Source organism: Pseudomonas sp. TE3786 (genome assembly GCF_054057335.1).
In genome coordinates this window covers 22,249-37,882 of record NZ_JBSRZF010000007.1, presented here as the reverse complement: position 1 = coordinate 37,882, position 15,634 = coordinate 22,249, and the positions used below count along the sequence as shown (strand labels likewise).

Below are 15,634 nucleotides of genomic sequence, written 5' to 3'. Positions count from 1 at the left end.
CTATATCGATACAGTTGCGGCCTGGCTACTCACTCCATTTCTTTTTAATTTCTTCGATTTTTTCATTCAGTGCGGCGGGGTCGTGCATATAACGTTTCACAATGTTTTGTTCGATTCCGGTTTGGTTCGATATTTCACGGACAAATCCACGCTTCCTGTAACTGCTAAAGCTACCAATCTTGGCTGACTGCGTAACCAATTGGCTCAAGGCGACCAGCAACTTTCTTTCATCATCCAGCGCTTTCATTTGCTGGACTCCTGCAAGGGCTAAGCGTCCCCGGTTATCGACCAGGTTATTCGCTACTGCGTAATCCACAATCCACTTCTCACTCGCCGCCACACTACGTGGACCACCGCGACGGTAGTTTAAAAAGTTGTAAATATCTTTGGCGGCGGGCGTAGCACCCCCACCCTGATGTTGTACCGGAGGTACTTTTGCCGGTAATACAGGGATAGATAATTCGTCGATCTCTGCGCCCAGGAAACTAGGCAGCATCGACTTTATCGCCGAACTGTCGGGTGTGGCTTGAGCGGCTTTTGGAGCGGAAGTTGGAAGCGCATGCGCAGGGCTGAGAGAAACGGGAACTTGGGGTTCTTGCTGCATGCTTTGTTTATGGGCCTCTGTAGCGCCCACCGTGGAGTTCATATCTAAAAACGCCGGCAAGGATGACGGTTGTGCAATAGAGGAATGTAACCAAGAGGCACCCGGCTCAGGCGTTTCAAACCCAGCGGCAAGATCCCAGAGGTCGGGATATACCAGCTCCTGCTCGACACTATCCTTGCGGGCATTGCGTGTCGGCGTTTGCGCGAGGTTGGGTAAAAATGTCTTTTGCGGGGTGTTGGGGTTAAACCATGACGTTCCTTGCTTGTCATCCGCATGCATAACGGCCTCTGACGGCAGAAGCGGGTTTATATCGGGGATATTTTCGCCGGTCTGCCCACTCATGTTCAGATGGGCACTGGTAGCTACGCCGGCAGCCTCGCTGAGCAATGCAGCCAGCCTGACTTTCCCTTGCTCGCGCAGACCGCTGGGGGTAATCAACACCTGCGCGCTACCCAGTTTAATGTGCCGGCTCTCACTCCATGCCAGCCAGCCCACTTTTATTCGTTGCTCGATCGACATTGCATTCCAAGCCAGAAGATCCATATCGCTCATTGGGCTACCTTTGGAGGTCTTGATCCGCCCCTTGGCCCTAACACCTGTGTCCGTTAGGACCGCGTTGGCACTGGCCATACTGATGCCCTCTGCTGCGGCATATCCCCGCCAGCCACCCGCTTCAATTCGCTGCGTTGGCGATAGGCCTTGCCAATGTTTTATCTGCGCATTGGTAATTTGTGTGCCTTTTGAAACAGCGGCTGCACCCGTAGATATTTTTTCCGTATGAACATATCCCCGCGCAGTGTGCGGCTCGGAATATGCCATTTGCTCACTTCGCGAAAAATCGTCGACAGTTGTTTTCCTTCGCGCTTCGCTACTGGGAGTTTTCTGGCTTATTGGCTTTTCCAGTTGAGCGCGATTATTTTCAAGCCGCTCCACTTTTTTATTGGCTAGGTGCTCAAAGCCAATCAACAGGTCGGCCTCCGTTAACTTATCAAAATTTATCTCCGTGTCAGCAGCAGAGGTTTTCCCGCCCTCTTTTGATACCAGCGCGGGGGGCTTATTCGTTCCCGATAACAACTTTTCTATATCTGGAATATTTAATGATTTATCGCCGGGCGTAGGGGCCGAATCAGACACCAAGACTTTATTGCCAGATTGTTTCTCGCCGCCTCCTGACGCAATGGTTCCGACATCTTGTGGATTTTTCAGGGGGCTTGTAACTCGATTACCAGCCGTATCGATGCCAGGATTCTGCGCTGATGTCGTTGGCTTTTTAGCGGCTGGTTCATCCGTTTGCACCTGCGCGCTCTGGCGCTTGGCTGGCGAGGCAGGCTTACTCGAAGCCTGCTGCGGAGGAACTCCGAGCTGACGAGGTTTCTCTGCCAATAGCTCAGCAGCGGGGGCAGCGGGGGCAGCGGCATGCGACCAGTCTGACAACGGTGCACTCAGGGGAGCGTCGAGCATGCTCTGCGCAGACGAATAGTCAGAATGGTGCGCACTAGGGGGAGAAGGGGGTAACAACAGGTCAAAGTCGATATTCGTCCATTCCAATGGCGGTAGTGGAGAGTCCGGGTCCTGCAGCCCCTTCTGAAGGTCACGTGAGCGTTGCTCAGCGTTGTGATCGTTACTGACCTTTTGGTCGCCGCTGTCACCACTCAAGGGATAATTTTCTGCTAGCAGAGCTTTTCCCTTTGCAAGAAGCCCTTTATTCGACATCAGCGAATACGCATTGCTCAGTTTGATACCCTTGCTGTCAGCCCAGTCCATCCAACCGCCGGCCTGGTGTCGTTGCTGGGGTAACATCGCCCCCCAAGCCAACAAATCCGCACGGGACACGGCCCTGCCCTTGGAGAGCCTAACGCGACCCATGTCTCCAAGACCGGTGTTCGTTAATGCACGCCTTGCACTGTCCCATGAAATGCCCTGCGCCTTTGCATATTCTTTCCACCCGCCAATAGCGTTTTTCTGATCTAGCGGCATGTCTCGCCAGGCTACTATTTGCTCCCGATTGATCGTTTTTCCAGGGTTCTCTTCTTTCATCCTGTTAATCCAAGATGTTGTTTTTTCCGAGGCACTGGCAACAGGGCTAACGTTATTCCTCGCTAGTCTGCTTTCCCCCTTTGATTTGATTCCTGTATCTTTCAACACCAAATACGCGCTTCCCAACAAGATATTCTCAGCAGCCGCATAAGCGTCCCAACCACCGATTTTATCTCGTTGTGGTTGGGGCATATCACGCCAAGCTATTATTTGCTCATCGGTGATTTTATTGCCCTTTGACACAGCGGGGACCGCACCCGGAGATAGTTTTTCATAATGCAAGTACCCCCTGATCGATAATCCGGCACTAGTTAAGTATTGTTCGTGGCTAGACATAATGCCATTGGCAGCTATCCACCCCTTTGTCCCAACGGTTTTATGCTCGTCATATGACATTTTAAGCCATTTATTAATATCCTCGACCGTCAGTTCTCTTCCGTCTTTTTTACTGGAACTTTTTGTGCTTACTGGCTGTTTAGGTTGAGCATTCTCGTCAATAGATATCTGGGGAATTTCATTGGTTTTCTGCGCAAAGCCAAGCCTCAGGCCGGCATCCGTTAACTCATGAATATTGACGTCCGCGTTATCAGCAGAAGTTCCTCCCCCCTCTCTTGAGGCCGACACGGGGTGCTTATACGCTCCCGATAACGGCTCTTCTATATTGGGCACATTTAAAAAATTATCGCCGGACATATGGGCTGAATCAGACGCCAAGACTTTATTGCCAGACTGTTTCTCGCCGGCTCCAGGTGCCAGCGCCCCGAAGTCTTGTGAATGGTTCAGGGGACTTGTAACTCGGCTGCCAGCCATGTCGATGCCGGCATTGCGCTCTGATGTCGCGCGCGTCGTAGGGGCCGGCTCTAATGTTTGCACCTGCGCGGGTTGGCGTTGGGCTGGCTGGGCTTGCTGATTCGAAGCCTGTTGCGGGGTAGCTTCGACTTGCTGACGAGGCTCAGCAACGGGAACAGCGGCATGCGAGCGGTCTGATAACGCTGCACTCAGGGGATCATCCAACGGGCCTTTCGGAGACGGAGCGTCAAAATGGCCCGTGCTAGCGGGTGAGAGGAGTGACCTCGCATCAAAGTGGTTATCTGACATCCATTCCATTGGCGATAGTGGAATGTCGGGGGCATGCATCTCCATCTCAGGGTTGGCAATCAACAAGTCAGCCTTGCCACCAAACACCTCCAGAGTGCCCGCCAGGGAGCTGGGTTTATTGCCCGTCACTTCAGTGAGAATCGCCGAGGCCGTCTGCTTGAGGTTGGGGTTAAGCAGCATCGCTCCGCCCAGTTGGCTAACGCCATTGACCTGGCTGTTGTTAAACACCACGCCGGGTTGCTGCACATCGAATTCGTTGAAACGGTTATGGGACAGGCCGTTGGCATTGGGGTTGGCGATGTTGATCACCGGCACGCCGTTGGCGGCGCTGATGACAGTTGTGGGGCTACTGGCATCCACCACCAGGCCAGCGACAGCCCAACCTGGCGCTGCGGCCAGCAGCAGGGATAACACGGAGGGAGAAACGGTAAGGATGGAACGCGACTGACCCGGCTTACGCTGGGCCCGAGCACTCTCAGCGACAGGAATCAGAAATCCCAGGGCCTTGCTAAAGATCAGGCGAAAACAATGTGCATTCATGACCGATTCCATTCGTTTGGAGATCGGTCAACCGTACTCAGGGGAACCTAGCCTGCCTGTAGGCTCGCTCAGATACCGCTGTCCCCCAGGGTTGGATGTGCGCGGGTAAGCGCCGCAAGCAGCGCTACAAAGAGCGCGAGCCAAGCGCCATCACAACTTCCCTGCCTTCATCTTCTGCAACAACGGCGCACATTCATTCACCTGATCGCCGCCGCCACTGGGTGCCACCAGAGCCACCAACCCGGCCACCGGCGCGACGATAGCGCCCAGCGCCAACATCCCCGCCCCGCGCGCCAACAACGGCACGGTCTTCACCCCTGCATCCGGTTTTTTGAACGTGCCGCGCACATACAAGGGCGAGCGCAGCGAAATAATCCGCACGCCTTTGGATTGCGGGTCGATGGTCATGTCCAGTTGCTCGGTCTTGAAGTTGGCTGTGCCATCGACATGCACCAAAGAGTTCTCGGTATCGAACACCACCAGGCGGGTGGTCAGCAGGCCGTTCTTCACGCCCATGTCGGCGGCAGCGCAGTTGATCTTCACGTCCTTGTCGCCAAACAGTTTGCCCACCACATAGTTGCCGACGTTGAGCCCGGCCAGTTCCATCAACTCGCGGCTCACCGCGCCATCGTTGATCAGCATGCGCACATCGCCGTTGGAGGTGCCGAGCAAGGCCGCCACCGAGTTGCCGGTGCCACTCAGGTCGACGTCGCCATACAATGCGCCGAAGCTGGTTTGCAGCGGGGCGAAGTTGGGGAACAGTTCTTTCAGTTTGAAATTGCGTGCGCTCAATTGCGCCCGACCCTGCATGGGTGCACGGCTGCCGTCGAGGCGGATGGTGGAATTCAGTTGGCCACCGGCCACACCAAAGCGCAGGGGATCGAGGCTGAGCTTGCCGTCGTCGAGCAGCACATGGGCGTTGAGGTCACTGAAGGGCAGCTTCTCGCTGTGCACGATGCGCTTGCCGGTGAAGGTGACGTCGGCATCCATGTCACGCCAGCGCTCGGTGCGGAATTCTTCCACCGGCAGCACCTTGTCGCTGGGCTGTTTGCTGGTGACGCCACGGGCTTTTTGTTCGGCCTTGGAGTCGGCACCGATCAGCGGCGCCAGGTCGGCAAAGCGCACTTGATTGGAGGTCAGCACGCCGCTGAGTTTTGCCCGCGGCTGGCCGGCGATATAGCTGAGGTCGCCATGGATATCGCTGTCGCCAATCGAGCCGTTGAACTGTTCGTAGTGGAACTGCATGCCGGACGGGTCCCGCAGTTGCGCGCGCAGATGGCCGTCGGTGGTGTAGGCCGGGGTGTCGGGCAGTGTCACGCCGGTCAGTGGGTAGAGGTTGCCCAGACTGGTGCCGGCCAGTTGCAGACGCAGGTCGAGGGCAGCGAAATTTTTCGGGTCGGTGAGGGTGCCGGCCAGCGCCACTTTGGTGGTGCCGATCTGTACGTTGGCTTGCACCGGGAACGGCTGGCTGCTGTCCTGCAGCGCCAGCAGGCCGCCGACCTTGCCGTTGCCGCTCAGGGCCTGGCCTCTGTATTGGCCTTTGAGTTTCCAGCCGAAGGCGTAGTCCTGCGGGGTGGCACCCTGTTCAACGACTTGCTCGGCCTTGGGTTTGCCGACGATGTCGGCAAAGGGCACGGGTTCACCCAAGGGGTCGATCAGCAATTCGATCTGGGTTTTCAGGCTCTGGTCGTCGACATTCACCTGACCTTTGTCAAAGCCGATGGTGCCGATATCCACCACCCAGGGCGATTCCGACGGCGGCTCATTGGGGTCGCTGGGTTTGAGGGTGAAGGTCCAGTTGTTGCGGGCGTCGGCCAGGCGTTCGAGGCTGACGGTGGGCTGGGTAAGGTCGATGCGCGGAATGGTCACGGTGCGCCACAGCAGCGGCAACGGTGCCAGGCGAAATTCCACTTTCTGCAGGCTGACCATCTGCGGTGCCTTGGCCCACTCGGTATTGGCCAGGGTGATGTCTTCGGCGACAAACCGCGGCCAGGGCAGCCAGGAGCGCCAGCCCCGCTCCTCTGGCGCGCGGGACCAGAGCACGGCGAGATTGCCATTGATGGTGAACGGACGGCCGAGTTGTTCGCTGACCTTATCGTTGATCAAAGGCTTTACCCGGTTCCAGTCGAAGGTGGCCACAACCACCAGCACAACCGCCACCACCGCGAGGAAAATGGCCAGGAACCAGAGCACTACTTTACGCGCCAACATCATCCACACTTCTCCATAAACCACAGCCCTCGACATGATGCGGCGAGGCTGCTGCGGGATGGGCGCCAGTATAACCAGGCGTCGTCGCCACGCTGGTGCGGCGCTTCATAGAGTTATCGACTCAGGAGATGGCGAAATGATTCAACTTGCGGCCCCTGCGGCGCTAACGTTGGGCCGGCGATACACCCAGATTCTGCGCATCACCGTGCCGAACTGCGCCGCCAGGGAACCGCAGTTATAGGTCTGGCCGTAGCGTCGGGCGATCTCGCGCACCTCCACGGCCATGGCCGCGTAACGGCGGGCTGGCAGATCCGGATACAGGTGGTGTTCGATCTGGTGGCTGAGGTTGCCGCTGAGGATATGAAACAGTTTGCCGCCCCTGAGGTTGCTGGAGCCCTGCAGTTGACGCAGGTACCAGTGACCACGGCTTTCGTTGATCACGATCTCCTTGGGAAACACCGCCGCGCGCTCGGTGAAATGGCCGCAGAAAATAATCAGAAAGGTCCATAGGTTACGCAGCAGGTTGGCCACGGCATTACCGGCCAATACCGCGAAAGCGTTGGCCCCGATCAGCAACGCCAGCAGCGGGAAAAACAGGTAGTCCTTGCCCCACTGGCGACCGATCTTGGCCATAAACACCTGGAGCAGCGGGCGCAACTCGGCGCGGCTCATCTTGCCCTTGTAGAGCTTGTCCAGGCGCAGGTGCTGCACTGCCACCGAGTACTGGAACAGCAGCGCCTGAATAGTTACCCAGAGCGGCTGCCAGCGGTAAAACGGCTTCCAGCGCTGCTCGGGAAACAGGCGGACCACGCCGTAGCCGATGTCGTCATCCATGCCCAGCACATTGGTGTAGGTATGGTGGATATGGTTGTGGGTATGTCGCCAGAAATCCGCAGGTCCGGCGATATCCCATTCATAGGTGCGGCCGCTGAATTCCGGATCGTTCATCCAGTCGTACTGGCCATGCATCACGTTGTGGCCCAGCTCCATGTTTTCCAGAATCTTGCCCAGGCCGAGCAGCAAGGTGCCGAGCAGCCAGGTCGGCGGAAACCAACCGAGCAGCAGCAGGGCACGACCGCCGAGGGTGAACAGCCGAATCACATTGCGCAGGCGGCGGATATAGCGGGCGTCCACCTCCCCCAGATCGGCGCGGGTACGCCGGCCGAGGTCATCGAGTTCGGCGGCGAAGGCCTGCAGTTCGCTGGCGGTCAGTTGGCGGTCAGTGCGCATCACGTTCTCCTCAGATATCCACAACCACATCGCCCATCGGCACGCTCACGCACAGGCGAATGGCCTGGCCGGGCTCGCTGAGCAGCGCGCCGCTGCGCAGGTCCCGCACCACACCGCTGAGCAACAGGCAGGTGCAGCTGGCGCAGATGCCCTGGCGGCAGCCATGGGCGGGGCGTAAACCGGCGGCTTCAGCCTGCTGCAACAACGAGCTGGCGCTGTCGCCGAGCACTTCCTGCTGAGCGCGGGCAAAGCGCATCAGCAAGGGGCTGTGATTGTTTGTGTGGCTTGCCATTGGCGGGCTGAAAGACTCTGCCTGCAGGGGCCGGCTGGCTGCGGTGCTGCCCCACCACTCGCGCACCGCAGTAACGAAACCGTAGGGGCCGCAGGTCAGCACCTCGGTGGCGGCACTGGCCTGCACATGCTCGGCGGTGAAGCGCCCCAGCTGACTGCTGAGCATCGGCCGCACCCGCAGATTGCGGTATTGCTGCTGCAGCGCCTGCAGTTCCTGGGCGAAGGCTTGCTGGCCGGCGTCACGCACGTAATGCAGCAACTCCACTGGCGCGCTGAAACCCTTTTGCAGGGCATCGCGCAATAGCCCCAACAAGGGCGTAAGGCCACTGCCGGCCGCCAGCAGCAAGACGGATTCGGCCTGTTGGGGCCACTGCAGCTCGCCGAAGGGCTCGCCGATTTCCAGCATGTCACCAATGGCCAGGTAATCCAGCAGACGGTTGGACAGGCGGCCGCCAGGGTGGCGTTTGATGGCGATTTCCAGGCTGCCGTCAGCGTTCAGCGCCGTCAGGCTGTAGCTTCGGCTCAGCCGCACCCCCGCGACTTCGACATAGGCCTGGATATGTTGACCCGGCGCGGCACCGCGCCAATTGCCATTGGGCAGCAGGGTCAGGGCGAGCATATCTTCGGCCACCCAGCGCCGGGCGCGCAGGCAGGTAAACACCCGGCTAAGGCGCCAGGCCGGGTGCAATAGGGCGAGCACGGCGTCGACGCTGGCTTCGCGTAGCCAGCCACGGGCCACCAGGTAACGCAGCGGCGCAAGCCAGCGGGCGCTGCGGCGAACCAGCGCAAAAGGGATAAGGGGCATGGGCGGCCGATCCTTGAAAACGTGCGGTTTGGCAAAATTCGGTGAACAACTGTTCACCAAACTGCCAGAGACCGACCATTTCAGTCAACACTTGTTCACTGATGCCAATCTAACGACCAATTCAAGGCCAATCGGCTGCCCCTGCCCTCCACAGGTTCGACGCCCGCCAAAGGCATTTGCTAGAGTGCGCGGCACACCATCGCAGGGAATCGCGCCACGCATGTCACCTCGTGCCGAACAGAAGCAGCAGACGCGCCAGGCGCTCCTTGATGCCGCGCGTTACCTGATGGAAAGCGGCCGTGGTTTTGGCAGCCTCAGCCTGCGCGAAGTCACCCGCCACGCCGGCATCGTGCCCACGGGTTTCTACCGCCATTTCAGCGATATGGACCAACTGGGACTGGCCCTGGTGACCGAGGTGGGCGAAACCTTCCGCGAGGCGATTCGCCAGGTGCGCCACAACGAGATGCAGATGGGTGGCGTGATCGACGCCTCGGTGCGCATCTTCCTCACCAACGTGGCCGCCAACCGCTCGCAATTCCTGTTTCTCGCCCGCGAGCAATATGGCGGCTCCAAGGCTGTGCGCCAGGCCATCGGCGCGCTGCGCGAAGGCATCACCGCCGACCTGGTCAGCGACCTTGGCCATATGCCGAAACTGCCGCACCTGAATGTCGCCGCCCAGGCAGTGATCGCCGACTTGGTGGTGAAAACCGTATTCGCCACCCTGCCCGAACTGATCGACCCGCTGGCACTGGAATTGCCCGAGCACCTCACCCCGCAAGCCAAGATGACCCAGCAACTGCGCTTTATCTTTATCGGCTCCAAGCATTGGCAGGGGTTGGGGAGCGTCTAACGCTCCAGCCGTTGCGGAGAATTCCGAAGTCAGCCGCGTTGTTTTGCCGTTTATAGATAGGTTGCTTCGCCGCCTATATATAGATAGTTACGATTTAACCGCGAACCCGGCAACTCCATAGCCACCTCAGAAACTTCCGCCCACTCCGACATCATCATGTACAAAACAACGGAATAGCCCGTGGGTTATTTCTGCCGTCACCTATTGCCGGTTGATAAAAGCCTATTCAAGGCGCAGCCTTTTTTAAAACTTCACCCTGAACAACTTACCGGACAACAACTAAAGGAAAGAATTTTTACCGCAAACTTCCCGCCTGGAGATTCTGCAAATGAGAATGTTCGCGACCCTACTCGCCACACTGGCCTGTACCCTCTCACTATCGAGTTCAGTCTGGGCAACAGCCTGTATCTCTATCGCCGGCAAACACCTGGACCCCGCAGATATCTATGATCCGGCCCACCAGTGCGGTACCTGCGCCGGCCAGGCTGCGAAACCTGCGTTATGTGGCGCTATAAATCGAGTGATGGTGCCGTATTGGTCAGCACCTGCAGATCTGATCGCTATTCCTCATCGCGGCGTGTGGGGAACTCCAATTGGAAGAGGTCCGGCTGAAAACACCCTGGGGGCATTTCAAGCGGCACTGAATGCAGGTCACCATATTGTAGAAGTTGATGCGGTGCTCACAGGCCCGGATCAGTCCGGAGTCAAGAAAGTGTTCCTTGGCCATTATTTTAATATGGCCGCTGCGGGAGGCTCTGCTGATAAAACTCCCCGGGACTATAACGCCGAACAAATTACCCATTTCAAAATGCGCAAACGCGACCAGACATTGAGCGGAGAGCAAAGCGATCATCTGGCGCTAATGTCGGAGCTAATAGCCTGGGCCGCGCAAAATCAGGTGTTGCTGATGATAGATCCTAAAAGACCAGCCAACGCCGAACCCCATGAGTACGAAAAAATCATCGCTTATGTGCTCAATGAAGCAAACAAGGCGGGTGCCCTGGCGAATATCGCGATCAAGACCGCGCATGAATACGCGGCGACAGTGGCAGATGCTACGCCCTTCCTTGATCAGCCCTACGCGTCATACCAGGGCCAGTTCCTATGGAGCCCCATCGTCAGTACCTCACGAAAAAAAGCGCTTCAGGACACTCTCCTGACTATCAATATGTGGCACCAGTCAACCAATGCTTCGAAGCAAGTAATCACCTACGAAACCAATATTTACAGCCCGCAATTCTGGGGGGCCAAGCCTTTCACGTATCGAGCGAACAATTATTCCAACCTGATTGATTACGTCAAAAAGCTCACGCCTCTGGGTAAACGCTCTGCGTTATGGAGTGTTGACGCCGTTGGTGACAAGGGAACGCTGGGCCGAGAGTATCAATGGAAATTTATCGGCAATACAGCGAGCGACAAGAGAAGTAATTTATTTACCACTCTAAGCTACGATCTTGCCAGGCATGTGGTGATCAATACTGATCGTCCAGACTGGTATCTGGGCATGGTAATTGATCCCTATAAAACAGGACGTCAGCCATGAGAAACTTCAACTTATTAGTTGCTACATTTTTTCTATTTTCGCTGACTACTACTGCCCATGGCTATAGCGTGGAGTTAGCAACCAGAGCGTTAAAAGACAAACTTCCAACGGACGATCTTGTTGTCGTTGAAACACATCGCCACTCTGCAGATTCTCCAATGTGGTTTTCATCAACTAACAGCCGCTTCCAGATCTGGATGATTGATAAAACCGTTGAAATAAAAAGGCAAAACCCTGTCCTCCCAGGAATACGCAGTGGAATGTCGACATTCCCACTGCTGGACAAACTGCATGATCTTCCAGACCAGACTAGCGGAGCCCTGTATGACATGCGCTTGATTTTCAACGAAGACATCTTGTGGATCGAAGTCTGGCCATCCGGCAATCTGAATTCACCCGTCGCAAGCTCTGTAACCTTTTTTGGTGCCGACAAGGAAACCGTTGATTACTACCTGAACACTCAACTGGATAATGTCAGCTATGCCAATTTGAAACAGATGAAGACCGTTATCCAGAGCCGTTATGCAGACCTCTATGACCTAAAGTTCGACAATTTCATCCACTATCGTCCGGCCGCCAAGAATGCGATTTTTTCAGTCATTGGCACCGACGATGAATAGCCTTGAAGCGGTACGGCGGTCACAGCGTTTCGTTCAGACATCCTTTCAGTGGCATAGCTTTGGCATAGTCGCAGCACCTCCTTTCTCTGGTCTGGATGCTTGCCATGTTGCGTGTCGCTCGTTTTTTCTTGGCACCGGTGTTGTTGCTGGTCATCGCCATTGCCGTGTTGATGCTCACCAGTACACCGGCGTTACCGCCAATCGCGTTGACCAGCCTGGGCAGCGAACCTTTGGTGATTGCCCACCGTGGCGGAATGGGGCTGTGGCCGGAGAACACGCTGTTCGCCTTCGAGCGCGCCACGGCGCTGGATGTGGATATGTTGGATATGGATGTCCGGCGCAGCCGCGATGGGCAACTGATGGTCACCCACGATGCCGACGTGGCCAGCACCACCAACGGCACCGGCCTGGTGGCAGAGCACAGCGTGGCCGAGCTGCAACAGCTCGATGCCGGCTACCGCTGGACGGCCGACGGCGGCGAAAGCTATCCGTACCGCAATCAAGGTATTCGCATCCCCACCTTTGCTGAGGTGTTGGCCCGTTATCCGCGCAGCGCCAAGTCGGTGGAAATCAAGGATGCCGAGCCAGCCGCCGCCGAGCAGCTGTGTCAGGTGCTCAAAGGCGCCAATCAGCTGCAGCGAGTTGTGGTCAGCAGCTTCTACGAGTCGAGCCTGCAAGCTTTCCATGAACACTGCCCGAACGTCGCCACTGCGGCCGGACCGACCTCGGTGAAGATTCTCGTGGTGTTGCATTGGCTGGGCCTGGAGCGGCTGCTGTCGCCCTCTTACCAGGTGCTGGCCCTTCCCGAGGCCGAAGGGCCGATGGTGGTGGATGCCAGCCTGATTACCGACGCCCAGGCGCGCGGCCTGAACGTCCAGCTGTGGACAATCAATGAACAGCCGGCCATGCGCCACCTGCTGGATATCGGTGCCCAGGGTTTATTCACCGACTACCCCGACCGTGCCCTGCAACTGCTGGGGCGCTCCACCGTATTGGGTGCCAATCAGCCCTGAGCCTCACAGCCGGCGCGGCTTTGGGTATAAAACGTACAGTTTTCCCAAGGCCCCGCCAGAATAGGTTCACGGCGAGTCTTCAACAGCTTATGCCAACCTTACCCACAGCTCCGTCCACAGGCCTGTGGGATAACTTATCAATCGCCCCGCAAGATAAAGCGCTAAGCCACTGATAAACCTTGAATAACGGTTGACGCCGGCTGTGCATAAATGCCGTGCCGGGCGTTTTCAGACAACTGATCAAATGCTGTACGAAACCCGCCAGTCCACGCCCCCCGCGGCTCCTGGCTAGTACTCCCGGCGTTATCCACAACTCTGCCCACAGAGTTTGGGGGCAAGTGTGCAGCAGCGCGCTTCATCACTCTCCCCGAGGTCCCGAACTGTGATCTGCGCACCTGGGCCCCCGGCTGCGCATGGATGACGGTGGAAGGGGGAAAAACCTCGTCGTTCCAGCGCAGGCTGGGACCCAGAATCTTGCAGAACTACGACTCTCCTGGCGCTGCCCTAGCCCGCTAAAAAAGTCCACGGCGACCATCCCCAGCTTACCCCCACCTTATCCACAGATTGATCCACAAGGCCGTCTGGATAACTTGCCACTACATCAAGAAACCGTCCGCTAACCACCTGAAAAACCTGGAATATTGGTTGACTTAGGCTGTGCATAAGTGCCGCCATGGGCATTTACTCCCAGCTGATCAATTCCTATACGATTTCCTCCAGACCTAGTGCTGCGTGGCTCATAACCAGTACTCCCAGCGTTATCCACAACTCTGCCCACAGACTTTGGGGGCAAGTTGGTAAAAGCGCCTAGATAACGCTGCTTAAAGTGAATAACTCACTGTTTTAACGCGATAAAGCCGGCATGGTTAAAAAACACCCTGTTTGCGCCAGGGCCCGTGAATGGGGGCTCCTTGCTACCTTTACCCACCTTATCCACAGAATGCCCCACAGGTTTTGGGGACAGTTGCGCGGTGCTGCAGTCAAAAACTGTGGATAGCCCCCGGAAAAGCCTTGCTTTTGCAGGCTATTTTGCACTGATATGCACAGGCAGGAGAAAACCACTGGATATATCCACAGCCTCGCTTTTTTCTTCAGCGGCTACTGCACATAAGCCCTGAAAGCCAGGTAAATCGCTGTTTTGCGAGCAAAAAAATGATTGGTCAAAAAACCTACAGATTTGCCCAGGCCGCGAAATTACCGGCTCGAACGCACCTTTCCCCATTTTGCCCACAGAACTATCCACAGGTTTTGGGGACAGTTTTTCCACAGCCGGGCGAAGCATGCAAATCGGCGGTCGTTACACAAGGTTTTTCTACATAAATCCACAGGGAGAATTGTTTTCTGGGGAAAACCCAGCGCGCCGTGGAAAACCCTTGTGCAGCGGCCGTGGTTATGCCGCCGGAGGGGCCTTCAGGGGATTGGTCGTTTACTGCGCAATGCGCTGAATGCCCCGTCGCTACTGGCACCGAGCGATTGCTCCCGCGCTTATCCACAACACTACCCACAGTTGTTGGGGGCAACTTGTGGGTTATCCCGCGCGTACCACCACGCAAGCCGCCACACCGTGCCAAGCCGTTGTTTTAACGTTGAAATCAGCGCTAAAGCGGCCCCTGTACAAAAAATCTACAGAATGGCGCAGGGCCCATGAATGGCGGCTCCTTCCTAGCTGTGCCCACCTTATCCACAGATTGCCCCACAGCTTTTGGGGACAGTTCAACCGGCCGGAGTCTGCGCCAGCAATGCCCGCGCAGCGATCAGGTCTTCGAGGGCGAAACCGACTGATTTGAACAAGGTGATTTCCTGCTCATCGACCCGCTGGCCGAGACCATTGAGCAAATCCTTGAGTTCGGTGGCGAGAGCTCGCGGAGTGATAACCCCATCGGCGATGGCGAACAGCAAGTCGCCGGCCTCGTGCAACGCCCCTTCACGGGTGTCGACCACGATTCGCGCACGCCCGACGGCAGCGGAGTCGGTTTCACGCATGTTGGGCAGAAAGGCACCGACCAGATCCAGGTGGGTGCCGGGTTGCAGCCAGGTGCCCAGCACCAGCGGCTCACGGGAGGTGGTGATGCAGGTGATGCTGTCGGCTAGGGCAACGCTGGCTTGCAGATCGCTGCTGGCACTGACGGGAAATCCCTCGGCCCGCAGCTGGGCCACCAACGGTGCCAGTTTGTCCGGACTACGACCCCAGATCTCGATGGTGCGGTACGGCCGCACACAGCAATGGGCGCGAACCATATGCGCCGCCAGGGTGCCGCTGCCGACGATCAGCAGGCGTTCAGCATCGTGACGCACCAGATAATCGGCAGCCAGCGCCGAGGTGCAGGCCGTGCGCCGGGCCGTCATCTCGGTGGCTTCCAGCATGGCCAGCGGCTGGCCGCTGACGTCGTCGAACAGGGTGAACACTGCGGCCACCGACGGCAGGTGGCGCGCGCTGTTATGGGGAAATACGGTGACCAGTTTGACGCCGATGCCCTGGCCGCTTTGCCACACCGGCATATGCAGCAGGCTGGCGTCGTGGGGCAGGTCATGGCAACCACGCACGGGGGATTCACAGGCAACTGCCAGGCCGGTGCGCAGGGCTTCGATCAGCGGGGCGTAGTCCAAGGCGCGAGCGACGTCGGCGTTGGTGAAAAAGCGCAGGGTGTGCATTCGGTATTGCTCCTGCTGCCCTCGTATAGAGCGCTAAGAGCTCGCGGCTGAAGCCGCTCCTACGGATCGCACAAACGTGTAGGAGCGGCTTCAGCCGCGATGAACGCGACGCTGCATCGGGACAGTATCGAAATTCAACA

The 15,634-nt window shown here is 57.4% G+C and carries 9 protein-coding genes; 4 read left to right on the top strand and 5 right to left on the bottom strand.

All coding sequences use genetic code 11. From position 1 onward, the window contains the following. Positions 1 to 25: 25 nt before the first annotated feature. From ACVW0Y_RS10045 to ACVW0Y_RS10030, 4 genes are all read right to left on the bottom strand, one after another. Positions 26 to 4,279 carry a two-partner secretion domain-containing protein gene (locus tag ACVW0Y_RS10045; protein ID WP_457437942.1) on the bottom strand — a complete coding sequence of 1,418 codons (4,254 nt, stop codon included), beginning with the start codon at positions 4,277 to 4,279 and terminating at the stop codon, positions 26 to 28. A 150-nt stretch (positions 4,280 to 4,429) separates the two neighbouring features. Continuing rightward, entirely contained in the window at positions 4,430 to 6,493 is a 2,064-nt protein-coding gene (locus tag ACVW0Y_RS10040; RefSeq protein WP_457437941.1) for an AsmA family protein, read from the bottom strand. Between the two features lie 138 nt (positions 6,494 to 6,631). Then, complete coding sequence (locus tag ACVW0Y_RS10035) at positions 6,632 to 7,720, bottom strand: fatty acid desaturase family protein (protein ID WP_457437939.1); 1,089 nt, start codon at positions 7,718 to 7,720, stop codon at positions 6,632 to 6,634. A gap of 10 nt (positions 7,721 to 7,730) precedes the next feature. Continuing rightward, positions 7,731 to 8,816 carry a flavin reductase family protein gene (locus tag ACVW0Y_RS10030; protein ID WP_457437937.1) on the bottom strand — a complete coding sequence of 362 codons (1,086 nt, stop codon included), beginning with the start codon at positions 8,814 to 8,816 and terminating at the stop codon, positions 7,731 to 7,733. A 220-nt stretch (positions 8,817 to 9,036) separates the two neighbouring features. Between ACVW0Y_RS10030 and ACVW0Y_RS10025 the strand changes: the two genes are divergently transcribed. From ACVW0Y_RS10025 to ACVW0Y_RS10010, 4 genes are all read left to right on the top strand, one after another. Beyond that, positions 9,037 to 9,666: a TetR family transcriptional regulator gene (locus tag ACVW0Y_RS10025; protein WP_457437936.1), complete on the top strand. Its 630-nt coding sequence runs from the start codon at positions 9,037 to 9,039 to the stop codon at positions 9,664 to 9,666. Positions 9,667 to 9,994: 328 nt separating this feature from the next. Beyond that, positions 9,995 to 11,209: a glycerophosphodiester phosphodiesterase family protein gene (locus tag ACVW0Y_RS10020; protein ID WP_457437935.1), complete on the top strand. Its 1,215-nt coding sequence runs from the start codon at positions 9,995 to 9,997 to the stop codon at positions 11,207 to 11,209. After that, positions 11,206 to 11,829 carry a hypothetical protein gene (locus ACVW0Y_RS10015; RefSeq protein ID WP_457437934.1) on the top strand — a complete coding sequence of 208 codons (624 nt, stop codon included), beginning with the start codon at positions 11,206 to 11,208 and terminating at the stop codon, positions 11,827 to 11,829. The genes ACVW0Y_RS10020 and ACVW0Y_RS10015 overlap by 4 nt, the downstream gene beginning before the upstream one ends. Before the next feature lie 104 nt (positions 11,830 to 11,933). Continuing rightward, the gene (locus tag ACVW0Y_RS10010; RefSeq protein WP_457437933.1) at positions 11,934 to 12,842 is read left to right on the top strand and encodes a glycerophosphodiester phosphodiesterase; all 909 of its coding nucleotides are present in this window, start codon (positions 11,934 to 11,936) and stop codon (positions 12,840 to 12,842) included. A 1,713-nt stretch (positions 12,843 to 14,555) separates the two neighbouring features. Here ACVW0Y_RS10010 and lhpI read toward each other — a convergent pair. Then, positions 14,556 to 15,494: a bifunctional Delta(1)-pyrroline-2-carboxylate/Delta(1)-piperideine-2-carboxylate reductase gene (lhpI, locus tag ACVW0Y_RS10005; RefSeq protein ID WP_457437932.1), complete on the bottom strand. Its 939-nt coding sequence runs from the start codon at positions 15,492 to 15,494 to the stop codon at positions 14,556 to 14,558. Between the last annotated feature and the right edge of the window lie 140 nt (positions 15,495 to 15,634).

Bases quoted from the DNA above. Each gene is read 5' to 3' on its own strand.
- ACVW0Y_RS10010 (WP_457437933.1), top strand. From the start codon at position 11,934: ATGTTGCGTGTCGCTCGTTTTTTCTTGGCACCGGTGTTGTTGCTGGTC.
- ACVW0Y_RS10040 (WP_457437941.1), bottom strand. From the start codon at position 6,493: ATGATGTTGGCGCGTAAAGTAGTGCTCTGGTTCCTGGCCATTTTCCTC.
- ACVW0Y_RS10020 (WP_457437935.1), top strand. From the start codon at position 9,995: ATGAGAATGTTCGCGACCCTACTCGCCACACTGGCCTGTACCCTCTCA.
- ACVW0Y_RS10035 (WP_457437939.1), bottom strand. From the start codon at position 7,720: ATGCGCACTGACCGCCAACTGACCGCCAGCGAACTGCAGGCCTTCGCC.
- ACVW0Y_RS10045 (WP_457437942.1), bottom strand. From the start codon at position 4,279: ATGAATGCACATTGTTTTCGCCTGATCTTTAGCAAGGCCCTGGGATTT.
- ACVW0Y_RS10015 (WP_457437934.1), top strand. From the start codon at position 11,206: ATGAGAAACTTCAACTTATTAGTTGCTACATTTTTTCTATTTTCGCTG.
- lhpI (WP_457437932.1), bottom strand. From the start codon at position 15,494: ATGCACACCCTGCGCTTTTTCACCAACGCCGACGTCGCTCGCGCCTTG.
- ACVW0Y_RS10030 (WP_457437937.1), bottom strand. From the start codon at position 8,816: ATGCCCCTTATCCCTTTTGCGCTGGTTCGCCGCAGCGCCCGCTGGCTT.
- ACVW0Y_RS10025 (WP_457437936.1), top strand. From the start codon at position 9,037: ATGTCACCTCGTGCCGAACAGAAGCAGCAGACGCGCCAGGCGCTCCTT.